At 66.7% G+C, this 22,787-nt stretch carries 23 protein-coding genes and 2 pseudogenes; 15 read left to right on the top strand and 10 right to left on the bottom strand.

The window, feature by feature from the left end; translation table 11 throughout:
- Nucleotides 1–217: 217 nt before the first annotated feature.
- Nucleotides 218–394, top strand: coding sequence for a hypothetical protein (locus tag IG98_RS51690; RefSeq protein WP_157594872.1), 177 nt, complete (start codon nucleotides 218–220; stop codon nucleotides 392–394).
- Between the two features lie 114 nt (nucleotides 395–508).
- Nucleotides 509–715, top strand: coding sequence for a hypothetical protein (locus IG98_RS0142785; protein WP_157594871.1), 207 nt, complete (start codon nucleotides 509–511; stop codon nucleotides 713–715).
- Between the two features lie 45 nt (nucleotides 716–760).
- Here the strand turns inward: IG98_RS0142785 and IG98_RS49825 are convergent, their stop codons facing one another.
- A complete protein-coding gene (locus IG98_RS49825; protein WP_157594870.1) occupies nucleotides 761–1,618 on the bottom strand; it encodes a hypothetical protein in 858 nt (285 codons plus the stop codon).
- Between the two features lie 180 nt (nucleotides 1,619–1,798).
- Between IG98_RS49825 and IG98_RS49820 the strand changes: the two are divergent.
- A pseudogene (locus tag IG98_RS49820) lies at nucleotides 1,799–2,260 on the top strand (Tn3 family transposase); the annotation flags it as partial.
- 70 nt (nucleotides 2,261–2,330) lie between these two features.
- Here IG98_RS49820 and IG98_RS0142770 read toward each other — a convergent pair.
- Complete coding sequence (locus IG98_RS0142770) at nucleotides 2,331–2,765, bottom strand: VOC family protein (RefSeq protein ID WP_030926036.1); 435 nt, start codon at nucleotides 2,763–2,765, stop codon at nucleotides 2,331–2,333.
- Between the two features lie 249 nt (nucleotides 2,766–3,014).
- Between IG98_RS0142770 and IG98_RS0142765 the strand changes: the two genes are divergently transcribed.
- The gene (locus tag IG98_RS0142765; protein ID WP_030926034.1) at nucleotides 3,015–3,908 is read left to right on the top strand and encodes a tyrosine-type recombinase/integrase; all 894 of its coding nucleotides are present in this window, start codon (nucleotides 3,015–3,017) and stop codon (nucleotides 3,906–3,908) included.
- Between the two features lie 675 nt (nucleotides 3,909–4,583).
- Here IG98_RS0142765 and IG98_RS51685 read toward each other — a convergent pair.
- The gene (locus tag IG98_RS51685) at nucleotides 4,584–4,889 is read right to left on the bottom strand and encodes a hypothetical protein (protein WP_157594869.1); all 306 of its coding nucleotides are present in this window, start codon (nucleotides 4,887–4,889) and stop codon (nucleotides 4,584–4,586) included.
- 79 nt (nucleotides 4,890–4,968) lie between these two features.
- On the opposite strand from IG98_RS51685, the gene IG98_RS0142755 reads away from it, so the two are divergent.
- From IG98_RS0142755 to IG98_RS0142730, 6 genes are all read left to right on the top strand, one after another.
- Nucleotides 4,969–9,609 (top strand): DNRLRE domain-containing protein, encoded by a 4,641-nt coding sequence (locus tag IG98_RS0142755; protein WP_030926032.1) that lies wholly within the window; start codon nucleotides 4,969–4,971, stop codon nucleotides 9,607–9,609.
- A gap of 82 nt (nucleotides 9,610–9,691) precedes the next feature.
- Nucleotides 9,692–10,747 (top strand): DUF6461 domain-containing protein, encoded by a 1,056-nt coding sequence (locus tag IG98_RS0142750; protein ID WP_030926030.1) that lies wholly within the window; start codon nucleotides 9,692–9,694, stop codon nucleotides 10,745–10,747.
- 56 nt (nucleotides 10,748–10,803) lie between these two features.
- Nucleotides 10,804–11,211: a hypothetical protein gene (locus IG98_RS0142745; RefSeq protein ID WP_030926028.1), complete on the top strand. Its 408-nt coding sequence runs from the start codon at nucleotides 10,804–10,806 to the stop codon at nucleotides 11,209–11,211.
- Between the two features lie 104 nt (nucleotides 11,212–11,315).
- Nucleotides 11,316–12,377 (top strand): IS110 family RNA-guided transposase, encoded by a 1,062-nt coding sequence (locus tag IG98_RS0142740; RefSeq protein WP_030926026.1) that lies wholly within the window; start codon nucleotides 11,316–11,318, stop codon nucleotides 12,375–12,377.
- 463 nt (nucleotides 12,378–12,840) lie between these two features.
- Nucleotides 12,841–13,095: a PHP domain-containing protein gene (locus IG98_RS0142735; RefSeq protein ID WP_030926024.1), complete on the top strand. Its 255-nt coding sequence runs from the start codon at nucleotides 12,841–12,843 to the stop codon at nucleotides 13,093–13,095.
- Entirely contained in the window at nucleotides 13,092–13,382 is a 291-nt protein-coding gene (locus IG98_RS0142730) for a hypothetical protein (RefSeq protein ID WP_157594868.1), read from the top strand. Before IG98_RS0142735 ends, IG98_RS0142730 begins: the two co-directional genes overlap by 4 nt.
- A 121-nt stretch (nucleotides 13,383–13,503) precedes the next feature.
- Here the strand turns inward: IG98_RS0142730 and IG98_RS0142725 are convergent, their stop codons facing one another.
- The 3 genes from IG98_RS0142725 to IG98_RS0142710 form a co-directional block, all read right to left on the bottom strand.
- Nucleotides 13,504–13,860: a hypothetical protein gene (locus IG98_RS0142725; protein WP_030926020.1), complete on the bottom strand. Its 357-nt coding sequence runs from the start codon at nucleotides 13,858–13,860 to the stop codon at nucleotides 13,504–13,506.
- Nucleotides 13,861–14,214: 354 nt separating this feature from the next.
- A complete protein-coding gene (locus IG98_RS0142715; protein WP_037972807.1) occupies nucleotides 14,215–15,249 on the bottom strand; it encodes an IS630 family transposase in 1,035 nt (344 codons plus the stop codon).
- Nucleotides 15,250–15,400: 151 nt separating this feature from the next.
- Nucleotides 15,401–16,270: a recombinase family protein gene (locus IG98_RS0142710; protein ID WP_030926016.1), complete on the bottom strand. Its 870-nt coding sequence runs from the start codon at nucleotides 16,268–16,270 to the stop codon at nucleotides 15,401–15,403.
- A 257-nt stretch (nucleotides 16,271–16,527) separates the two neighbouring features.
- On the opposite strand from IG98_RS0142710, the gene IG98_RS0142705 reads away from it, so the two are divergent.
- A complete protein-coding gene (locus IG98_RS0142705; RefSeq protein ID WP_030926015.1) occupies nucleotides 16,528–17,100 on the top strand; it encodes an ArsR/SmtB family transcription factor in 573 nt (190 codons plus the stop codon).
- Nucleotides 17,016–18,395, top strand: a complete 1,380-nt coding sequence (locus tag IG98_RS0142700; RefSeq protein WP_425428158.1) for an MFS transporter — start codon at nucleotides 17,016–17,018, stop codon at nucleotides 18,393–18,395. The genes IG98_RS0142705 and IG98_RS0142700 overlap by 85 nt, the downstream gene beginning before the upstream one ends.
- Nucleotides 18,396–18,412: 17 nt before the next feature.
- On the opposite strand, the gene IG98_RS0142695 is transcribed toward IG98_RS0142700, so the two are convergent.
- Together IG98_RS0142695 and IG98_RS0142690 are read right to left on the bottom strand one after the other, a co-directional pair.
- Entirely contained in the window at nucleotides 18,413–18,730 is a 318-nt protein-coding gene (locus IG98_RS0142695; RefSeq protein ID WP_051753679.1) for a Tn3 family transposase, read from the bottom strand.
- Between the two features lie 344 nt (nucleotides 18,731–19,074).
- Nucleotides 19,075–19,572: a winged helix-turn-helix transcriptional regulator gene (locus IG98_RS0142690; RefSeq protein ID WP_030926009.1), complete on the bottom strand. Its 498-nt coding sequence runs from the start codon at nucleotides 19,570–19,572 to the stop codon at nucleotides 19,075–19,077.
- A 94-nt stretch (nucleotides 19,573–19,666) separates the two neighbouring features.
- Here IG98_RS0142690 and IG98_RS0142685 point away from each other — a divergent pair, with 94 nt between their 5' ends.
- Nucleotides 19,667–20,164: a hypothetical protein gene (locus IG98_RS0142685; protein ID WP_030926007.1), complete on the top strand. Its 498-nt coding sequence runs from the start codon at nucleotides 19,667–19,669 to the stop codon at nucleotides 20,162–20,164.
- 377 nt (nucleotides 20,165–20,541) lie between these two features.
- On the opposite strand, the gene IG98_RS0142680 is transcribed toward IG98_RS0142685, so the two are convergent.
- Nucleotides 20,542–20,775: a YbhB/YbcL family Raf kinase inhibitor-like protein gene (locus IG98_RS0142680; protein ID WP_157594867.1), complete on the bottom strand. Its 234-nt coding sequence runs from the start codon at nucleotides 20,773–20,775 to the stop codon at nucleotides 20,542–20,544.
- 82 nt (nucleotides 20,776–20,857) lie between these two features.
- Entirely contained in the window at nucleotides 20,858–21,727 is an 870-nt protein-coding gene (locus IG98_RS0142675) for an MBL fold metallo-hydrolase (RefSeq protein ID WP_030926002.1), read from the bottom strand.
- A 134-nt stretch (nucleotides 21,728–21,861) separates the two neighbouring features.
- Here IG98_RS0142675 and IG98_RS0142670 point away from each other — a divergent pair, with 134 nt between their 5' ends.
- Both IG98_RS0142670 and IG98_RS0142665 read left to right on the top strand, forming a co-directional pair.
- Nucleotides 21,862–22,335, top strand: a complete 474-nt coding sequence (locus IG98_RS0142670) for a MarR family winged helix-turn-helix transcriptional regulator (RefSeq protein WP_051753677.1) — start codon at nucleotides 21,862–21,864, stop codon at nucleotides 22,333–22,335.
- Between the two features lie 53 nt (nucleotides 22,336–22,388).
- Nucleotides 22,389–22,622: pseudogene (locus IG98_RS0142665) on the top strand (IS982 family transposase); the annotation flags it as partial.
- Nucleotides 22,623–22,787: the final 165 nt, after the last annotated feature.

The raw sequence follows: 22,787 nt of genomic DNA, 5'->3' as shown, positions 1-22,787 counted from the left end.
GTTGAACGCCTTCGCGATCACCTTCGAAGGTCGCCTGTCCCCGAGTTCTCGATAGAAAAATTTCAAAACCGAGTTACACCGTTAACTGGACACACCCTCTAGGAGGTCGGGTGTGTCCAGTTAACGGCTCTGTCCCGTATTCGGTGGTAGCGCTGCGTGATCACCTGCCAGCCTGAGACGTGCTGGAGATCGACGATCTGTGAGGAGAACGTACCTGGTGAGTACTGTAATCCAGGTATCGATGGAGATTGACTTGGAAGATGCGGGCGTGGTGCGCAAGCTCAAGGACACGAATGTTGCGCGCGGACTTGTTGTCAGTGGATGCGCGGGATTGTTGTCAGCGGGTCACGCGGATTTGTTGTCAGTGACGCCGGTCGTCATCGATGGGCGGTAGCGCTGCCGTACGGCGTAGCCCGTATCGGACCTCGGCGCGGCAGCAGGCGGCGCGCATCGCGAACCAGTTGTTGCGAAGTTGGATTTCCTGCCGTCTTGGCGGGTGAGGGTCGCAATGAGGTGGATGTGGTCGGCGGCGTGCCGGATGGCGATCCACCGGCACGCCTGGTCGTTGCCGTACGGCAGCGTCGATGATGTCGACGGAGATGGCGTCGGTGAGCTGGTGGTCGTCGGGGGCGGCGCGCACCGCGCAGTGCCACACATGCCGGGTCAGGGGGCCAGTGATGGTCACGGGCCGATCGAGGTGGCGGGTGGCCGGTGAGTGAGGCGGTGAAGTTGGTGGCCGAGTCTGGGTGGTTGCACGCCCCTATAGGTAGAGATGATCTCCTGGGTGTTGAGCCTTCATCCAGGCGTCCAGGAGATTCGACTGCTCGGTCAGGAATTTCTTGTGGGCAGCAGGCAGGTCGTCGCCGGTCAAGGCAGCCTCCAGGAGGGTCTCGATCTCCCATGCGGCGAGGCAGTCACTGAAGTGGGCGACACTTTCAATCGCACTGTTCGCCGCCGGTCCACCGTGGGTCACGGCGTTGCGCACTCGTACGAGCCGGTTGATCAGGCACTCCCACTGGTCCTCAAGCTCGCGATGCCATTTGCGGAACGCGACCGGGTCGTCCAGCCGCTGGTGAAGAGAGCTCAGCCGTCGGCCCGCCTGGTGGTGGTGAGGGAAAAGAGCCAGCAGCTCTGTGACGGCCTGACGGGTCGAGTTCGGCACCAGCTCGACCCGGTCGAGGCCGTCGTAGTGCACCGTCTTGCCTGCAATGTCTTGGAGTGGCTTCCACATCGTTGTCGGCAGCTGCGACATATCGGCTCCAACCGCGTCATAGATCGTGGAAGCAAGCTCGCTGCGGGTCTGATACACCAGCCATGCCGGCTTCATGTACATGGTCAGGTGCTCTGCCCACGGTACGACTTTCGGCGTCGACGCCCTTGATGCCGCGACTTCGATCACGCGCACGTTCGCCGTCACACGGCCGAGGGCCGGTTGACTGCGGGCATCACGCCACCAGCCCAGCAGTTCAACAGCTTCAGCCAGCTGAACTTCCGTGATCGGGATCTTGCTATGGTTCGTGGCCCAAGCCGTCATCTCCTTGAAGACGCGAGCTTGCTGGTCACGACTGCGCTGCCTGCCCGTGGAGTCGCTGCTGGGCGTGATGCGCTGGAAGCTCACATGGGTGGGCGATTGGTGCTGCGCGCCCGCGAGCAGATGCCAGACTCGGCCCTGGTCGGCGTCCGCGTGGAACTTCGGGGTTGAGGAACCTGGGAACAGCCGTTGGCGCCGAGATTGATCTTGGTCTCGCGCGGATTCGGGGTTGCCGCGGGCGTTGTTCGGACTGTTGGAGGTTCCGGAGGGGTCGCGGTTCTCGGAGCTGGAATCGACAAGACGCTGCACCTGCTGAGCATCCTCGACCCGATCGACGACACCTACCACCGGAAGCTGAACAAGCAACTCACCGTGCAGGAATCCCGACACCGGCTCGCCCGCAAGATCTGCCACGGCGGGGGCGGCCAGATCCGACAGGCATACCGTGAGGGCCAAGAGGACCAACTCGCAGCTCTCGGCCTGGTCGTCAATGCCGTTGCTCTCTGGAATACCCGCTACCTGTCGGCCGCCGTCGAACATCTCCGCGCCCAGGGGGTGCCCGTCAAAGACGAGGACGTCGCCCGGCTCAGCCCGCTGGGCCACGCCCACGTGAATTTCCTGGGCCGCTATGCCATCGCTTCGTCCGGGCCTTCCGAGGAACTGCGCGAACTCGGCGAGATCCCCGATCTTCCCGAGATCAACAGCGGCGCGGTGCGAAGGGAGAGCTGACGGACAGCCTTCCCCGTGGGAGCCGATCAGCGAGTCAGGTCTGTGTCGCGTTCAACGAGGTAGAAGTTCGTCAGCCCAGGCAGAACTCGTTGCCCTCGATGTCCTGCATCACGAGGCACGACTCGTTTTCTTCATCGGCGGGCAGGAGCCGCACGCGTTTCGCGCCGAGAGGGATCAATCGTGCGCATTCGGCCTCGAGGGTTGCCAGGCGCTCTGCACCGACGAGTCCGGTGCCGACCCGCACGTCAAGGTGCAACCGATTCTTGGCGACCTTCCCTTCGGGAACGCGCTGGAAGTACAGCCGCGGACCGACACCCGAGGGGTCGCTGCATGCGAACCATGAGTCCCGCTGCTCGGGCGGCAGCGTGCGATTGAAGTCGTCCCAACTGGCGAACCCCTCAGGCGGTGCCGGCGCGACATACCCCAACACCTCGCACCAGAAGCGACCGACACGCTCAGGTGAAGCGCAATCGAAGGCGACTTGAAACTGCCTAACGGATACCATGGGAAAATCCTCCCATAGATCACTATGCATACCATAATCACCCACCGTGCACCCCGGCCGGATTGGCGAAGTCCTGAAAAGATCCACAGCTCCAGCCTGAACGCCTCGCCCGCCGAAGGGTTGCGAGATAACCTTCGTTATCTGGCAAGACCAAGATCGAATGGCCATGGTGAGCATGGAATCATCCCTCCACGATGGGCCGTTCGATTCCCAGTTATCTGGCAACTCGGCGCACGGGAGGGTGAGGACGTGGATCCGGTGATCGTCGAACACCTCGGGCGCGAGCATCCGCTCGCCCGTCATCTCGACGATTTCCTCACCGACCGCAAGAACACGGGCGCTTCCCCGCACACCCTGCGCGCCTACCGCGGCGATCTCCTCCAGTTCACCGCGCACTGCGACGGCGAGATCGCCGAACTGACCGCGCCGCCCATCCGGGAGTTCCTTACCGCGGTCGGCGCCCTGTCGGCCGCGACCCGCAAGCGCGCCGCCGTCGCCTCCTGGTGCAAGTGGGCCGTGCGCCACGACCTGCTCGACGCCAACCCCATGGACAAGATCGACACTATCAAGGTGTCCAAGAACCTGCCCCGGCCCGCCGCGACCGCCGACATCACCAAGGTTCTGGGCTCGATCTGTAGCCGTCGGCCGCGCAAGGACGTCCCCCTCGACCGGCTCCGTGACCGGGTCCTGTTCGAGACGATCTACGTGTGCGGAACCCGCGCCGCCGAAGCCTGCTCCCTGGACCTCGATGACTTCGACCTCCGCCAAGACGACGAGCACGTCCGCATCCACGGCAAGGGCGGCACCGTCCGCACCGTCCTGCTGGACGACCACGGCTACGTCGCCCTCCTCAAGCTCTACCTGAGTCGCGCCGGCTACCGGTTCGGCCCCGTCTTCCGCGCCAGCATCAACGGGACCGACGGACCGTTGTCCTACGACGCCGCCCACCACCGGTGGCAGGGCTACTGCGAGGCGGCCGGAGTCGACATCGAGATCCACCAGCTACGGCACGCCCACGCCACCGAACTCATCAACGCCGGCGTCTCCATCGAGGTCGTCCGCCGGCGGCTCGGCCACGCCTCCACCGAAACCACCCAGCTGTACACCCTCCTCGCCGACGACGTCGCAGACACCGAGATCTGAGCCGCCCGCCGACGCCACGACCGCCGCTGACCTGCATGCTCAATGCTCCACACGTCACTACACACAACCAAGATCAATCTCAGCGCCAACGGCTGTTCCCAGGTTCCTCAACCCCGGACATGAACGGCCACAACGTGTTCACCGGTGCGAAGAACACCAAGCCCATCAGCGCCATTCCTAGAAGGGCCAGGCCGCCAAACGCGGAGGTGAGGTGGGCCAGCACGCCCTTCACGTTCCGCAGCCCTGCCTTGTCGCCTTCGGGGGTGATCCGGGCGGCGTAGATGTCGCCCGGATCCGCTTTCCTATGGGCGCTGACCTGGACCGTCTCACCGGTAGCGTCGTAGACGAAGGTTCGGCGGCTTCGAGCGCGCGGGTCTGTCGGTCGAGGCGCTGATCGCGGGTGGAGACCCGGGCGTAGCCGACGAGCGCTCCGGTGAGGACTGTAGGTTCGGCGCCAAGGAGGTCGTCGGCGGCCTGGCGGATCACTGCGGCGGGGGCCGGATCGTCGGGGAGCGTCGTCACACCTCGGAAGTGTGGAGAAAACGGTGTTGCGGGAGTTGATGAACACTCCGACTTCGTAACACGTTTTTCCGACACTCCGGCGGGCTGTCGGCGGTTCGTAAAGGGGGCTCCGGCCAGGGTGTTGAGAATCGATCGATTCTCATACAAGATCGTCTAGACGGAGAACCAGCTGGTCCGACTCCCCGTCTGGTCGACCTTGTCTGAGAGTCGGCTGGTTTCAGACATCCGCAAAAACGCGGATCCACGACCGGCACCCGCCATCCCCGAACGCGCCTTCTGGCCATGGATCGCGCCGCCCGGCAAAAACACTTCATAGTGCGGGCCGTTTCCCTTACAGAGCACATCGTCCCCGTCACTAGAAACGATCTTTACTTTTATTTGCGCTTTATGTGATGATCGCTCCGTTTTGCGAAATTTAGCCGCATCTATTTGAAAGGCTGGAGTGAACACATCACCCACAGCGTCAGGCTTATCCAGCCGGACGCGCCGTCACGCTGCCCTGATCGGGGTTGTAGCGCTGCCGCTCTCACTGCTGAGCGTGCCCGCGGCCGCCCAGGGCCCCACCCCGCCCCCCACCCCGACCCCCGCATCGCCAACCCAGCCGAGCGCCACCTCCGATCCAACGCTCAAGACCGCCTGGGACAAGGCGGCCACGTCCGGCAAGCCCGTTGAGGTGCCTTCCCGGTTCACCGAGACCATGAAGGTCTGGGCACAGCCCGACGGCAAGAACCTGCGCGCCGAGCTGCACACCCGGCCCGTCCAGCTCAAGAACAAGGCCAGCGGCGCCTGGGAGCCCGTCGACACCCGCATCGTGACCCGCGACGGCACGCTGCAGGCCGCACGGGTCAAAACTCCGCTGACCTTCGGCGGGCGCGGCACCAAGCACCTGGTGTCGGCCGCCGAGGAAGAAGGCAAGATTGCCTTGGAGGTGACCCGGGCGTTGCCGGAGCCGAAGATCTCCGGCAGCACGGTCACCTACCCCGATGCCGTCGCGCCGGGCGCCGACCTGGTGGTGCTGGCCCTGGCCGACGGGTTCGTCTCCCAGGTGGTCTTCCGGCGCAAGCCGGACGGCCCGGTGACGGTACGGCTGCCGCTCACGCTGCCCAAGGGCACCTCGTTCGGCAAGGGGCCCGAGGGGTTGCCGCAGCTGAAGGATGCCAAGGGCGAGGCGAAGGCGGCGCCGGTCGTGCTGACCGCGATGGACGCCAAGGTGGAGGCCTCCCCCGAGGAGGGTAAGAGCTCCCCGGTCACCGCCCGGGTGGAGACCTCCGGCAAGACCTCGCAGCTGGTGTTCACCCCGGATGCGACGTTCCTGGCCGACCCGGCGGTCACCTATCCGGTGACGATCGCCGCCGCCTCCCAATGGTTCGGCGGCGGCACCCCTGACGACGCCTGGGTCAGCAAGAACAGCCCGGGCAGCAACAACGCCGCGGCCGGATGGCTGCGCGCCGGCACCACCCAGACCAGCGCCGACATCGCCCGCATCTACCTGAAGTTCAACACCACGGCACCGGAGCTCGTGGGCGCCACGGTGGTTGATGCGGACCTGTATGTCTGGAACTACAAGTCCGGCGGCCCCAACGGCCAGCTGTGCGGCAACGAGATCGGGTCGGGCATCGCCGCCTCTCTCATCACCTCCGCCTGGACCCCCACCGGCTTGAGCTGGTCCAACCAGCCCTCCAGCGCCGGCATCATGGGGGGCTCAGGCAACAAGGCCGGCTACAACATCGACGCCAGCGGCACCTGGTGCGCCAGTGAAGCGGCGCTGGTGCACCGGATCACCGGCATGGCCCGCGCCTGGATCGAACAGGGCGTGGCCAACCATGGGCTGGTGCTGCAAGCGGTCACCGAGAGCCCGGCGATCAACTGGCGCCAGTACTACGCCAGCGAATACAGCGGCGACCCCTACCCCGGCTACCGCCACCCACCCACCCTCATGGTCGAATACACGCCGGCCCCGGAGTATCCGCCCGGTGACGACGTCGGATGGTTCAAGGCCGGCGAAGGCTTCCCCGACAGCGCGACCGCGGACCAGATCCGGGCGGCTACCTACCGGTCGAGCCAGCCGATAGAGGCGGGCGAGGTCTCCGACGCGGAGGCGGAGGCGATGCAGGGACAGGCGCCGGAGTTCGTGGAGAATCCGGCCGTCACCTTCGGACGCCCTGCCGACGTGAGCCAGGAGGAGTGGAACTCACTCAACCCCAACAATCCTCAACCCGATCCCGACCAGCCGTCTGTGATCAGGACGGTGCCGGACCTCGGCGCAACAAACGCCCAACCGGACGTGCACGTCGAGGCACGCTTCAGTGAGCCCGTGACAGGGGCGCACATCACCCTCAAGGACCGCACAGGTCAAACGGTGCCCGGCACATCAGGCGCCAACGCTTCAGGAGACGGCGCGGCATTCGTCCCTGACGCGCCCCTCGCGCCCGGCATGCAGTACACCGCGGAGGTCAGCGGGGCCCAGGACGCCGACGGGCATCCGATGGTGGCGCCGTACAACTGGCCGTTCACCATCACGTTGTCGACCTCCACCCCCACGCCGACGCCCACCGACCCGCCAGGCGAGCAGCGGACGATCTCGCTGCCAGTGCAAGCCGACACATGGGTGGACGACCAGGGATCAGTCGGACCGCAAGGGCCGACGCTCTGGTCCGGCGCATACGACTATGAACAGTTCAAGGCGATCGAGCGAAGCTTCTTGAGCTTCGACACCTCACCCATCGCAGGAAAGACGATCGTCGGCGCCGAGCTGGAACTGTGGAACAGCTCCGCATACGGCTGCGGCACCAGCCAGTCCGGCATCAAGGCACAGCGGCTCACGCAGCCCTGGAACGCCGACCTCCTCACGTGGGACAACCAACCGGCGACCAGCGGCGAGGGTGAGTCGATCGCTCGCGATCCGGGCGGATGCACCGACGACTCCCCGGCGACCGATGTCGCCTGGACCTGGCAGGTGAAGGACATCGTTCAGGCGTGGACATCGGGTCAGGACGACTACGGTTTCATGCTGCGCGGCGTGGACGAATCCTCGGACGCCCCCCAGTACGACCGTGGATTCCACGCAGCGGAGACCGAAGCGGAGGTCCCGCACCCGCCGGTGTTGAAGGTCACCTTCATCGACGGCGGCGCCGGCCCCAGCCCGAGCCCGAGCCCCACTACGGGACCGGACACCGTCCCGCCCACCGTCGTCGCCGTGGAACCGGCTGACGGCGCGGACGACGTGGCGCCCGACGCGCAGATCAAGGTGACCTTCAGCGAGCCGGTGGCAGCGGCCTCCTTGGCACTCGAAGACATCTTCATGGAGGAGGGCCTACCCGGGGACACGACCATGAGCCCCGACCGAAGGGTGCTGACGTTCACGCCGAGGCTGCCCCTCGACTCCTGGTACTGGTCCACCGTCAGTGGGGTCACGGACGATGCGGGCAACGCCATGGCCGAACCCTACGAGTGGTGGTTCGGCGTGGGTCCGCTCCTGACGATGGCGCCGAAGAAGGCTCGGGCGTCCACCACCACGGCGGGCGGTCCGTCCGTGAGCAGGGCGTGGACGCGTACGCGGAAGGCTGGCGACGGCGTCGCGAAGCTCGTGACCACCACACCGGAATTCATGATCAAGGTAGCCGACCCCGGGAAGCGGCACGCCGTCGTGGAGGTGCAGGTCGAGCACGGCCCGAAGGTTCCGGCACAGGGCAAGGGGCTCATCTGGTCGGGGATCGCGAAGTCCGGCCCCGGATCCGTGGGCATCGTCCGCATGCCGGCCGGGAAGATCAGCGACGGCTGGGACGTGCGCTGGCGAGCCCGTACCCTCAGCGGCGGCGTGACGGGGGCATGGTCCGGTTGGCAGGCGGTCACGGTGGACACGTCTCGCGCGGCGCCGCTGGCCTCCGTGAAGGCGGTGGCGGCCGAGCCGACCTTCACCTATGACCGCGTCGAGAACGACGCGCAATGCCGCGCGCTGACGGGCCCGAAGGCCTACACGGTGAAGAATTCCTACAACTGGTGCATGTGGGGCGAGATCGGCTCGCAAGTCAGCTTCTACGTGAACAGGAGGCGCGTAGGCTCCATCAGATACGACGCTCGCGTCACGCTCATCGCTCATTCCTTCACGGGAGAGGCCAAGAGCACCGCGGCCCGACTGGCGAACCAGTACGACAGCCGGCAGTTCAAAGTGTACTTCCACCTGGACAAACTCGAAAGAAGCGGGAAGACGAACATCCCGGCCCTGCTCCCGACGGTCAAAGCCGGGGCGGAGACGTTCCCCTTCAGCCTCGGGCTCGCGTTCAATCCGACGAACAAGTGTTCCGTGTCACCGATCGGATTGAACAAGTTCATATACAAGACCCCCGAGGCATGGGAGCAGGAAGGCGGCAACTTCACCTTCACCTCGGATCCCGCGGACTTCGCGGCGCCGGATCGCAGGGCTCGTTGCAAGTTGCAGCCGCAGGTTCACATGATTGAGCAGACGTTGGACCCGTACGCATACCTGATGCAGGAGAACCCGGTCTTCCGCTGCGACAGCTCGCCTGCCATCAAGACGGCGAAGGGTGGTTGCGTGGTCTTCAAGGACGGCCGCCCGGTCTTCGAGCTGAGCAAAGCGGCCCAGGTGAAGGGGCCGGGGAATCAGCTCATGACCAACCCGGTCAAAGAGTCGGCGCAGCACATCTGGGACGCCTGGAACAAGCCGGCGAGCACCGTGCCCTACGACCCCAACAAGAAGATCCCAGGATTCTCCTGGAGCACGCCCTTGCAGCGGAACACCGACACCAGCAAGAAGGGACTGGGCGGGGAGAACAGAAAGGTGGCCATCAAACAGTGCGACACCTCCTTCAGCGATTCGCGTCCGCGCCCGCCCGGCAAGCGATACACCCGGAACCTCAAAGACCCCCAGGGAAACACGATCATCCGATCGTGCGATGAGTTCCCCTTCGCCGCCACTCACCAAGGAGCGTCACTGGCGGGCACCAACTATTCGGCTCGCGCGATTCTGGCGACCGACAACTCCACCGCGGGATCCTGGATGGGCTGGTGGTTCGAGCGTAACCGTGTTCTGGAGAAACAGAAGTTCACGGTACGGATCTCGGACAGCCAGGAACCTGGATCACTCGGCTATTATCCGCCGCCGCCGGGCACGGATACCCTGGCCGACGAGCAGATTGTTCCTGACGCCGAGGCTTCCTAGCCGTCCGTACTTCGCATAAGGTGTGGCCCGGCCTCCGGCTTTTCCGGTGGGCCGGGCCCTTTCTCTTTGCCGGGAGACGACATTGGACTCCGATGCGCTGACGCACTATCGCAAGCTGCTGGAGGAGAACCTGGACGTGCCGTTGTGCGTCACGTGGATCGAGTGCATGCCGGCCACCGAGGCGCTCGTCGCGGCGGGAGGGCAGGAGGACGGCTCGGGCAGGCGCACTTTCGCGCAGACCGTACAGGCGGCCTACGACGCGCTTCCCGCTCGGGCCGGCGCGGCGATGGCCGGAAGCCTGGGGTCCTGGACCGTCCTGGTCGAGCCCAATGGCTTTCAAGGGACGCGTCCAGAGGTTCTGGCCCGGTTGGCGCGGCAAGGGCGGGCGCTCAGCATGTTCTGGAACGCCAACGGGGACGGGCAACTCGCCTATGCCGAGCACGGCCGCGTCCTCGTCACGGCGGATCTGTTCGACCCCGAAGAGCTGGAAGACCTCGAAGACCTGCCCGACGCGCTGTCGGCCTGGCCCGAGCTGGCGGAACAGGACGATCTCCGCAGCGCGGCTCTGACCTTGGGCGAGATGCTCGTCGGCGGGCGTCTGGAGGCGGAGTGGCTGGCCGCGGAGCACCAGAGCGCCGTTCTGGACGCGTACGCGGAACCGGCCGGAGCGGTTCTGTCCGGCCAGGACGAGCGCGACCATCTCGCTTATCTCGCCGGCGACCCGCGCGTGGCCGACCTCATCGCCGCCCCCGGCCCCGGCCGCGCGCGTGAGATCGCCGCGCTGGTGGCGGAGACCGCGTGCGAGCTGAGCGGCCTGCACGTGCCGGTGGCCGACCATGTTCTGGCCGCTCTGGCGGGGGCGCCGAGCCCGGCCGTTCTCGCCGAGCTCCGCGCCGAAGTACGTCTCCTCAGCCAGGAACTGCTGGCCCAGAGCCCGCCGGCCGATGCTCCCGCTGAGACCGTGGAACGCTGGCGCGCGCGGTACCAGGCGTTGAGCGTCCTTGAGGCCGCGGTCGGTGAGGACGCCCTGGCCGCGGCCAGGGATGCGATCTGGCAGATCGGCATGCTTCGACTGGACGACCGGGCGGGCCGCCGGGTGGGCGCGCTCATGGTATTGCTGGAACAGCTTCAGAAGTAGGGCCGGGATCGCGTCGACGCGCCTGAGACCTCGCTTCGGAGGACCGCCGTCGGGCTGTGTTCGGGTGGCTGGCATGGCACCGGGCCCGGCGCCGCACCGAGGCCGCCCTGCAGCAGGCCGCCTGGCAGCGCCGCCAGCTGGCGCGCGACATCGAGCGCCTGGCCGTGGTGGCCGCCGAACTGGTCGAGGCCGAGCACCGCCTGGTCGACGTCGACCAGGCCGACGGCGCGGTCGCCACGGATCCGGTGACCGGGTGGGAGGCGCGCCTGGCCGAGCTGGCCACCAACCTCTCGCGCCTGGCCTCCACCATCGCCGGCACCGCCCGGGGCCATGCCGCCACCGCCGGGGACTACCGTCAGGCCGCGACCCGCATTCGGAACTGGCGCCCGATATGGAACTGCCTTGTTTTCGAGATGTCTACCGGGTGCCGGCGTCGGCCTGGCCCACCCCGTTGGCTTGATTAGCAGCTCGTCCGCCGCTTGCGGCGTGACTCGTCACAGTTCTGCCGCGTGGTGATCCCATCCAGGCCGACGCCGATCGCAGTCGCCTCTGGAAGGGAAACAACCGCATGTCCATGCCGGCAGAACAGGTCGATGGTGTCATCGGAGTCGATACCCACCGCGATACCCTGGCCGCCGCCGCGGTCAGTCCGCTAGGAGCCGTCCTCGCCCACGCTGAGGCGGTCACCGACGCCCACGGCTACCTTCAGCTCCTGGAGTTCGCCCGCAAGCACATCCCCGATCGACGCTGCTGGGCTCTTGAAGGAGCCGGTGGCTACGGCGCGGGCCTGGCCGCGTTCCTGCAGGCCTCTGGCGAAAAGGTGGTGGAGGTCTGCCGTCCCAGACGACCAGCTCAACGTGGCGGCCGCAAGACCGACGCCCTCGACGCGATCCGCGCCGCTCGTGAGGCGTTGACCAGCGAACATCTCATCCAGCCCCGCCGCCGCGGAGAACGCGAGGCGCTCAGGGTGCTGCTCGCCACCCGCCAGGGCGCCGTCAGCGCGAGCACCGCGGCAATCAACCACCTGAAGGCCTTGATCGTCTCGGCACCCGACGACCTGCGCACCGAGATCCGTTCCATGGGCAGCAAAGCCCAGATCAGCTACTGCGCCACATTGCGGGACCGCCCCTCCCAGACCCTGGAGCACCGCATGACCGTCCGGGCCCTGCGCCCCACGGCCCAGCGCATCCAGACACTACGCGCCGAGGCCAAGGCTCTCGAAGAAGAGATCACCGCCCTGGTCAACGAGTTCAAGCCCGAACTGATCGAACAGGTCGGCGTGGGTGCCATCAGTGCGGCACAGATCCTGGTCAGCTGGTCCCATCCCGGACGATTCCGCTCCGAGGCCGCCTTCGCTGCGTTCGCCGGCACGGCCCCCATCCCGGCATCCTCAGGCCTCACCAACCGCCACCGGCTCAACCGCAGCGGCGACCGCCAGCTCAACCGGGCGCTCCACACCATCATCCTCGTCCGGGCCCGCGTCGACCCCGACACCCGCGCCTACAGCGCCCGCCGCATCTCCGAAGGAAAGTCCCCACGCGAAGCCCGCCGCTGCCTCAAACGAGCCCTCTCCCGGCAACTGTTCAAGCTCCTCGAACGCACCCCAGAACCCCTCCAGACATCCGCTTGACAGATATAGCAGCCTCGAAAAGTCCCGCTAGCCGACCGGCTGCTGTAACTGTTTGATCTTTAGAGCGACCGCCCTGCATGCTGTGCCTCGATGAGCGCCGACACGACCGTGAGCCGACTGCGTGGTCACGGGATCGAGGAACCCGCGGACAGCCGTTGGCGCTGAGAACGATCATGAGCCTCGGCGCTGATGGGCGGACTAGACACGACATCGGCTCTGCCTGGCCTCTGGAACCGCATCACTGCAGGTCACCGTCCTGGCGCTGATTCCCGCGCCATTCCGATCCCATGCACCGCACGGCGGCCCACCGCCGAAACCTCGGTCTCCCGGGGGCGCGAACCCTGCTGATAACCCGCGCCGAGGTGGTACGACGCCAAGGGGCTGAGGCTTCGGCCGAGCACGGGCAACACCACAAGATCCTTCTCAGCGCCAACGGCTGTCCGCGGGTTCCTCAACCCCGAGCATGCTCGACGGGGCGGCCAAGGTCGGCCTGCTGATGGACGAGGTGGCACGGCTGGGCATGCCGACCGTGGCGATGAGCGACCACGGCAACGTGCACGGGGCTTACGAGTTCCACCAGACGGCACACAAGATGGGGATCAAGCCGATCATCGGCATCGAGAGTTACGTCGCTCCCGCCTCGCGGCACCATCGCAAGCCGGTGTACTACAGCGACAACCTCTCGTTGCCGCCGGACTCGCCGCCCACGAGAACGTGAGCCGCTCCCAACTGCTCGCTGCCCTAGTGGTCAACGCCGAGGTCTCCCCCGAGCACGTCGCCGCCCTGATACAGGCATATCGCAGCATGAGCGCCGACGCCCTGGACGACACCCCGGGTTCCAGTGCCGCCGAGGACTGGCCGGAGGTCCGCCACCCAGGCCCGCGCCGGGACGCACATCGCCCGAAGCCGCAAGGCAGCGCCCAAAGCGCGGGAGGCGCCGACGACGTCGGTGATTCCAACGAGTCAGCCCATCCGCCCGGCACCAGCCCGGCGGCAGCGTCCTGATGACAGGTGAGCGCGGTGGCCAGGCGCTGATCAGGCTCCCTGTTGCGGCTTGTACAAGCCGACGCCGGGGCGCGGTGCCTCAACCGGTTCGTTCCCAAATAGGCCGCTGCCAACGGAGGCGTCATCTGGCAGGGCCGAACTGGCGCGTGTAGCAGCGCGGGCAGGTCACGGCGGTCGCCATGCTCGGCACCGTCCAGGAGTACCGGCACAGGAACGTACGGCGGCAGTGCACAACAGTGTCGTTGCTCAGCAACTCTCCGGCCTCCAGCGGACCGGCCCGGCCGCAGGACGGGCACGTCCACTCCGGTGGCATCCGGTAGCCATCTGGAGGTTGTTCCCGCGACACAGTGAAGTAGGACCTGGTCCGCATCGGCGCCTCGAACTGGTCGGCGATGTACCCGCAGCGAGCGCACCGCACGTGTTCCGGGTCGCCCGCCAGATCTCGGTTGAACAGGATGTTCACCAGCGTCCAGAGCATGGGCCATGCCTATCCTCGACGTCGATGTCTTCACCGGTGTCTCACACCGCATGGACTTTGTCGAGCACGTCACGGCACCGCGCGAAGTTACCGAATTGTCCTTCAGGGATCAAGGCGTCGAGTGACCATCCGGGCGCTGGTGCCTCGCCGGATGGTTGCGGGCTGGGCTGCGGCTCTTCGGCCAGTCCCGGCTCGTACCATCCCAGGGAGGCCGAATCGGTTCAGGTCAGTCGGTTATTGCTTGTCGCGGTGGTGGTCGAGTAGTTGGGTGAGCAAGCCCATGGTGGCGGCGCCGGCGGCTCCGCCGCTGAGGGCCCAGAGCTCCCGAAGCTACGGCCAGCCGCAAGGTAGCGTCTAAGCGGCATTCCAGAAGTTCCGTTTGTAACCGGCCGGGAGCCAGGGGCTGGTCCACGAGGCGGCGGTGGCCAGCAACTGGTCCGGTGAGCGGGCGCGGAAGAAGGCATGGATCTGTCTGAGACGGCCAGGCCAGCTGACGGCGGTGTTGGCGATGAACGCCTTAAGCACGGCCCAGATCCGCTCGACCGAATTGTCGTGCGGACTGTAACGCGCCCCGTACAACACCTCCACCCGCGGGTGCGCCTGCAGGTAGCACACGACGGCCCGCGCATGGTGGATGCTGTCGTTGTCGCAGATCACCACGATCTTCGGCGCGGCCGGGAACGCGGCGGCCACCTCATCCAGCAGGTGCAGGAAGTCGGCCGCGCACCGGCGGCCCAGCCGATACACCCACCGCCCCGTGGTCAACTCCACAGCGCCGAACACGGTGACCTGCCGGTTCTTGCCCGGCGTGACAACGGCCGGACGATCGGCGCGCAAGGTCCACCCCGCTCGGAGGTGCGGCAGCAGGTGCACGTGGGTTTCATCGGCGCCCCAGACCACCGCCCCGCGCGGCAACGCTCGCAACCGTGCGGCAATGGCGGCCACCACCCGCCAACGGTCCGGGGCGCCCCGCGCGACCAGCTTGGGACGCCGCCAGACGGCCACCAGCCGCACACGCCGATACAGCGTGCGCCTGCTCAACCGGGGCCGGTTCAGGTAGCGCCACAGCCGCGCGAGGGTCCACTGTCCCGGCCGGGCCAGCAGCTTGGTGATCCGGCCGGTCAGATGCTCGCCGCCCAGGTGAGGGCGGCCGGGGCGGGGGCGGTCGGCCAATCCCGCCAGGCCGTGGCGGTTGAACCGGTCGATCCATCGGCGCACGGTGGCGACGTCGTAGTCCAGCAGGTTGGCGATCTGCGCCGCCGGCAGGCCGTGCAGCGACAGCAAGACCATCACCGCGCGGATCACCTGCCGCCAGTGACCTCGCAGTTGGGCGTGTAATTGCTCGATCGAGGTGGCAGGGGCCTTGGCGAACACGATAGGCGGGCGCATACTGACCACGACCTCGCCGGTGGGTGGACGTTGTGGCAACCTCGATCCAACCCCCGGCGAGGCCTATGTCAACACCCGCACACCCCGGCGATCTCACGCCCGGTTACGCCCAGAACTTCTGGATAGACGCTTAGCTCCAGGTCAGCGGGGTTCAGGGCTGCTGAGTGCGGTCCGTGGCTTCGTCTTGTTCGCGAAGCATCCGTAGGACGGTGGCGGGTGAGGGGTGTTGGCCTTTTTTCTTGCCTTTGGTGATGACGAGTTGGGCGGCGATGTCGCGCAGGCTGTTGTTCTGGTTGCGTAGGTGCAGGGCCATGGAGAGCATGGCGGGGTCGGTGACGGTGGCGCCGCCGATGTTCTTGCCGCGGGTGCGGGCTGATTCGTGGCCTTCCAGGGTGCGGTCGCGGATGTATTCGCGTTCCATTCCGGACAGGGCGGCCAGCACGGTGAACACGATCCCGGACGGGTCGTGGCTGCCCTGCAGCTCCCCAGTGAGGAACTGCAGGCCGATGCCTCCGGCTTTTAGCTGTTCGGCGAGTGCGGCGAGTTCGATGCCGCGACCGAGCCGTTTGTGCTCGTGGACGACGAGGGTGACCGCGGCGCCGGAGGCTCGTACTTCGCGGGCCAGGGCGACGGCCTTGTCGAGTTCGGGTCGCCGGGTGGCGCGGGTGGAGATCTTCTCGTGGAAGATCCGGGTGACTCCGGCGGTCTTGAGGGAGTCGAGCTGGGTGTCCAGGGATTGGCGGACGGTGGAGGCCCGGGCGTAACCGATCCGCACGTGCCCGGACGTCTCGGCGGCCGCGGCGGGGCGGGGCAGCTCCTCCCAGTCCATGCCGGGCTTGCGGACGGCGGGCGTCGGCACGTTCAACGCCTTCGCCAACTTGGGGACGAGGCGGAACCGGGCGGTGTGGTACTGGACGGCCACCTTGCCCCTGCCGGTCCGGCACGGCGACCCGGCCGGGGCCGCGCACGAGGACATCGGGCAGTCGTTGGCCTCGACCCGGGAGAAGTCGTCATCGCTCACCCTGAAATCGTTTCATGAGTGCGTTTCAAGAGTCCAGCATAATGCAACAACCTATGAAACGATCTTGTCGGAAGGAACCGCTGGCCGACGTAGCTCCGGGGCGCTGTTAGATAGGCGACCACCTATGAAACAGATCGCGCGCCACAGCGGTCGCCTGAGCGACGGGTGCTCGCTCATAATCGGAAACGAGATGTCCGTCAACGGATGTTGCGCAATACTTTTTGCGCAATATTGTTGTGGGCATTATCCTGGCGTGCATGACCGACCCGGACGACTCCAAGGTGACCGACTCGCGTGTGCTTGCCGCGATGTCGCATCCGCTCCGCCGCCGTCTTATGGACGTGCTCAAGGTGCACGGCCCGGCCACCGCGAGCGCGCTGGCCGCTCGGACGGACCAGGCCATCCCCAACATCAGCCACCATCTGAAGGTGCTCAGTGCTGCGGGCTTGATCGAGGAGGCGCCAGAGCTGGCTAAGGACCGTCGTGAGCGGTGGTGGCGTCTGGTCGCGCCGACGGTGCGGTGGGTGACAGGTGACTTCGATGACGATCCGGCCCGCCAGGCGGTGTCCAACGCGGCGGTCTCGCTCGGTCTTGACCGGCAGTTCAACCTGGTACGGGCTTGGTTCGCCGTTCGTGAGGAACGTCCGGAGTGGAACGGGGCGGCCTTCTCTGTTGATAAATGGCTGCAGCTCACTCCCGCTGAGCTGGGCGAGCTGGAGCAGGAGATCCTCGCCGTGCTCGATCGGTGGGAGCGGCGGACTCCGCCCGAGGACGAGCAGCTGCGCGAGCCGGTCTTCGTGTTCACCCACGGCGTCCCGGGGCAACCGTGAGTGCCATCGAAACCGTGCCGTATGTTCCCGCGGTTGCGCGTCGGCGGGGGGGTCTGTTCTGGCATCGGGATTTCCGTCTGCTGTGGATCGGGCAGACCACCAGCAAGATGGGGAGCAGCGTGACCAGCGTGGCTCTGCCGCTGGTCGCGGTCGCCACACTCGATGCGAGCACCTTCCAAGTGGCGCTGCTGTTGGCGGCGGCCTGGCTGCCCTGGCTCCTCATCGGCTTGCCGGCCGGTGCGTGGGTGGACCGCTGGGCGCGCCGTCCCGTGATGCTCACCTGCGATCTCGCATCTCTGCTGCTCTTCCTCAGCGTCCCGGTGGCGGCCTGGCTGGACCGGTTGACCATGGGGCACCTGCTGGCCGTCGCGCTGGGAGCCGGCACCGCGAGCGTCTTCTTCCAGACGGCCTACCAGGTCTACCTGCCGTCCCTGCTAGAGCGCGACCAGGTGGCCGAGGGCAACGCCAAGATGCAGGCGACCGAGGCCGCTGCGCAGGTGGGCGGTCCAGGTGTGGCAGGCCTGATCACGCAGCTCGCGGGCGCGGTGAACGCGCTGCTGGTCGACGCGGTGAGCTTCCTGGTCTCTGCACTCTGCCTGCTGTCGATCCGGACCCGCGAACCCCGCCGACAGCCCGCGCAGCACGACACCACGTTGCGTCAGGAGATCGGAGAGGGGCTTCGGTTCGTGGCCCGAGACCCCTACCTGCGGGTGCTGACCGTGTTCTCCGGGTTCAGTAACATCGGGTTGATCGGCTACCAATCGATCCTCGTTGTCTTCCTGGTGCGTGAGGTCGGCGTCAGCCCGTTCGCGGTTGGAGTCCTGGCCGCCGCGACCAGCCTCGGCGGGGTGCTCGGCGCCACGTCTGCGGTCGGCCTGGCCCGCCGGTTCGGCTCGGCCCGCAGCCTGCTGGTCGCCGAGATCGGAGCGGCGCCATTCGCGCTGCTGATCCCGCTCACCACACCCGGGACCGGGCTGGCGCTGACCATCGCGGGAGGCTTCGTCGTTGGTGCCGGAACTGCGGTAGGCAACGTGCTCAAGGGGACCTTCCGGCAGACTTACAGCCCCCACCAGCTGCTCGGCCGAGTCACCGTCAGCATGCAGCTGATCAGCTACGGGACCATCCCGCTCGGCGCACTGCTCGGCGGAACACTCGGCACCGCACTGGGTCTCCGTCCGGCCATGTGGATCATCATGGCCGGGCTGGCCTTGACAGGGTTGATCCTGCTGCTCGGACCACTGAGCCGGAACCGAGACCTGCCGGTCCGGCCAGCAGCATGGCCCGTACCAGGCTGAATTTCAGGCGGGTGTTCTCACGCGGCCAGGCCGAGGTCCAGGCGGGTATCCATGTCGAGCCGGAATCGTCCGTAGGGGTTGATGTGGACCCAGAACAGCGGCGAGAGCGCTCGCCGGTCCTCGTCGGTGAGCTTTCCCGCCCACTTCGGATCGCGGAGGACGGTTTGGAGGAGCTGGGTGTTGATGAACACCAGCGATGATTGGAGCAGGTGCAGGGCGAGCATGGACACCTCCTGGGACTCCTTGTCCTGTCCGGCCAGGTCGCCGTCCTTGCCGTAGAAGAGGTCCTTGTTCGCAGAGTTCCAGTTCTCCGCCACCTGCAAGCCCTCGTGAATTGAACCGCGCCGGGATTGATGGAGGCTTTGATGTACCCCGGCTTTCGTGGAGTCGCTTTGGTTGACTTACATGCCTCCACCCCCTTCAGGAGAGGTCGGCATGGCCCCGGCCCGGTGGCCGACCAGGTTGAACGCGTACGTCGGCACGTGCGGCGGCTCGCGCGTTGGGATATGACGCGGCATAAATGAGCACGAGCCGACACGACGACGGGGATGATTCCAGCGGAACGCGAAAGGCTCGCAGCCCCAGCGCGGCGAGGGGCTGATCCAGCCGGCCGTCGATCGTCAACCAGACGAGGTCGCCGGTGACCGGCCGGATCTGGCTTCGTTCGCCATCGCGGTGCTCAAGCCTCAGCGGGGCCCAGGAAGCGGGCGCCCGGTCCGGGGGCGCGGTAGAGGGCTTCCGGCGGCAGCCGGGTGTGCCCCGCAGCGCATTCGAGAACGACCCTCACCGGCTCCTCGCAGGCGGTGTCGTCGTCGGCGGGACGATGCCGGACGATGACCGACGGCCCCTCCGGGTCGGCCAGGTACTTGTCGCCCCACTCCAGCAGGGCGACCAGCGTGGGCCGCAGGTCATGACCCTGCTCAGCGAGGTGGTATTCGAAGCGCTGCCGGTCGCCGGGCTCCTGGTAGGGGACGCGTCGCATCACTCCGGCCGCCACGAGGGTGTCGAGCCGGGCGGCCAGAAGGTTGCTCGCTATGCCGAGACGGGCACGGAACTCCCCGAACCGGCGCGCCCCGTCCAGTGCCTCGCGCACGATCAGCAGCGACCAGCGTTCACCCACCACCGCGAGGGCGCGGGCCACCGAACAGTTCACCGGGTCGATCCGCTGCGTCTCCACGGACCGATCGTACCGACCTGAGTTGACAATCTCCACTCAGCCTCCTTAGGGTCCGGGCTGCTGAGTTGAAGAAATAAACCTAGGAGGCCAGGCCATGCCCATGCTCGACGTGTACATCCCCGACCGTGCGCTCCAGCCCGATGCCGAGGCGGCGCTGCTGAACCGGATCACCGAGATCCTGATCCGCCACGAGGGATTCGACCCCGCCGACCCGGTGACCCGGTCCGTCTCCTGGGTCTTCCTGCACCGGCCGGTCGCCGTCTACGTCGGCGGATCCCCCGCGAACGCGCCGCACTACAAGGTCGTCCCGTCCGTCCCGGAGGGGCAGCTCGACGAGAAGGCGCGGGCGGGCGTCATCGCCGACGTCACCGAGGCGATCCTGGACGCCGAGAACGGCGCCTGGCCGCGCGACGCGGGCCGGATCTGGGTGTTTCCCACCGAGATCCCTGAGGGCCGCTGGGGTGGGTACGGCCAGGTCAAGCCGCTCGCGACGATCCTCGGCCGGCTTACCGGGCACGACACCGAGCGGGCCCGTGCTCTCGCCGCCCGGCGCATCGCCGCCAGCCGAGCCGAACACACCCGCCTGCCGTAGTCGGCGTCCTTCAGGGGCACTCGGAGAGTGGCGCCGCACTCGTCCCTGCCGGCCCGCAGGCGGCTTCGTCAGTGGCCGGGTAGGAGTCGAGGTCTCCCGAGGACGGGGTTCCACCACCGAGCCCATTCGGAAGACCGCATCACAGCACTCGGCGTCCCTGAACATGCGTGGCGACAAATACGTCAGCGTGATCACCAACCTGACCGGCTGCTCGACGTGATCGAAGGCCGTTCCAAGCAGGCTCTCAGGACCTTGCTCGCCGAGCGCGCAAAGTCCTGGCGAGCCCCTAGATGATTGCTTCCAAGGCGTGGGCTGCGTGGGCTTGAACCCGACGTAACGGGAAGTTCTAGCGTTGCTGTTGCGCCGTCGGTGCGGTGTCAGCGTGTGTAGAGACCGTCGAGGCGGCCGCGGGCCAGGACCGGACCGATTACGGCGGCGAGCACCGCCCTGGGCTTGGCTGTGTCCAGCGTTGCGCCGCCTTTCGCCGAGGTGATAGCGGTGGACAGGGCGAACAGTTGGGCCTTGTCGACGTCGCGAGCGGTGGCTGGGGCCGCCGTGACGCGCAAGGCTGGGTTCCGCTCGCCGTGCAGCATCATGGGGGACTGTCTCATGGAGCTCCGGCAGTACGCCAATATTGAGGAAGGGTGCTGTGGCCGATGCCGTGCGGGCCTTGGTGCCGGTTGGGCCACTCTCTCACCAGCAGACGGCCGTGAAGTCGATCGGCATGGGCCGTAGCAGTCGCGTGCGTTCGGCCAGCGCTCGCAGCCGCCGGAACATCTCGTCGGCGGCCAGGCGTTGGCGGTCACCGTGGCCTGGCAGGATCCATTCGAATCGCAGCCGTCCGGCCGTCCTGGCCAAGGAGGCGGCCAACTCCTCGATGGAGTACCAGGTCACGCTCTCCGCAACTTCCAGATCACCGGTGGTGCGCGACCAGTAGAAGCTGTCCCCGCTGAAGCAGTACCGGTCATCCGCGAGGTAGAGCACACTGCCCCGGGTGTGGCCGGGCAGTGGATGAGCGGTGACCCCCTCGCCGATCTCCAGAGGTTCCAGGCCCCGGATCACCTGGTCCGCGTCCGGTGCCGCGTCGAGGTCGCCCTCGTGGATCCACAGGTGAGCGCCGAAATAGTCCGCATAGCGGCGGCCGTGTGCGGCGTGGTCTCGGTGTGTGAGCAGCACATCGGTGACCAGACCCGATGCCGCGTAACGCCTGGCGAGTTCACGGCTCCAGCGCGGTGTGTCGATCATCATGACCGTGCCGGACGGACGCAGCAGCAGGTAGGAGTTGGCCCCGGCGGTGTGTCGGGAGTTGTGCCCGCACATCAGTACGCCGTTGTCCAAGGCCATCGGAAAAGGGTCGAGCGCCTGGTTCGGCGGCCCGGACGCCGGGCGGATCGAGCGTGTGGGGCAGGCGAAGGCGGCCGCGTGGAGGCGCCGTGTCTCCGCCTCATCGTTCGGCGGGCGCAGGATCTGCGACCTTCCGCCGACCTCGCCGATCAGGTCGGGCGCTAGTTGTCGGGCGGCATCGCAGTTCATGCAGCGGTCGTCCACGTACCAGCCGTCCATGGCAGGACTCCTTCCCAAGGGGGGAACGACCCGGACCAGGGCCGCCATTGCCTCTCCAAGTCGCAGAAGCAACGCATCGGATAAAGTAACTGCATAGCTAAGTATCTGAACCGAGAAGTTAAATGGAACCCCGCATGCCCGTCAAACCGCAGGACGACCAGAACGACGAACTAACCAACCGGATCATTACGTCCATGACGGACCTCGCCGGAGCCCTGGGACGCCTGAACGACCTGATCGCCCAGCATCTCGGCATCGCGCAGACCGATCTGCTCTGCCTGCACGTACTCAACCGCGCCGGAGCCTGCACCGCTGGCACACTCAGCTCTCAGCTCGGGCGTACCACTGGCGCGGTCACGCACATGCTCGACCGTCTGGAGAAGGCGGGATACGTCCGGCGTAAACCCGACCCGCAGGACCGCCGCCGCGTACTCGTCGAAGCCTCGACCCCAGGACTCAAACGGATCGCTTCGTTCTACGACGGGATCGACGCCCGCAGCCGCCGATTGATGGCCACCTTCTCCGGCGACCAACTGGCGGCGATCCACACCTTCCTTCTGGGCAGTTACGAAAGTGCCGCCGAAGAGTGTGATCACCTGACTCAATAGAGAGGCCCCACCTCGCACCATGTTCCTCAGTTTGGGGGGAGACAAAGACATCGGTGAAGCCGGACCTCGACAGCTTGGCCACCGCACTGTACGTGAGATCCGACGACCTGCTGAAACAATCACCTCAGCTGGCACCCTGGCGACCGTTGGTGTGCATCACACCGAAGCTCAGCGACGCGAAGCTGGTCACGCTGGCGGTGCTGCAGGCCCTGCTGGGCTTCACCTCCGAGCGGCGGTGGATCCGTCATGCCCGCGCTCACCTACGGCATCTGTTCCCGTACCTACCGATGGACGTCGCCCCGCGAACCATACAGAATCAAGTTCCTGTCCGGTCAGCGCCCTGGCGCGGTGTCTTTCTGCCGTATTCGTGTGTCCTGAACGTGAAGGAGAGTTCGATATAGGCGAATTATCTGGAGCGATGCTGCTCGAACGATGAAGGTTTGGCCCTTCGG

It is taken from the genome of Streptosporangium amethystogenes (genome assembly GCF_000721075.1).
Classification (GTDB): domain Bacteria; phylum Actinomycetota; class Actinomycetes; order Streptosporangiales; family Streptosporangiaceae; genus Streptosporangium; species Streptosporangium amethystogenes.
This window is presented reverse-complemented; position numbering and strand designations above follow the sequence as displayed.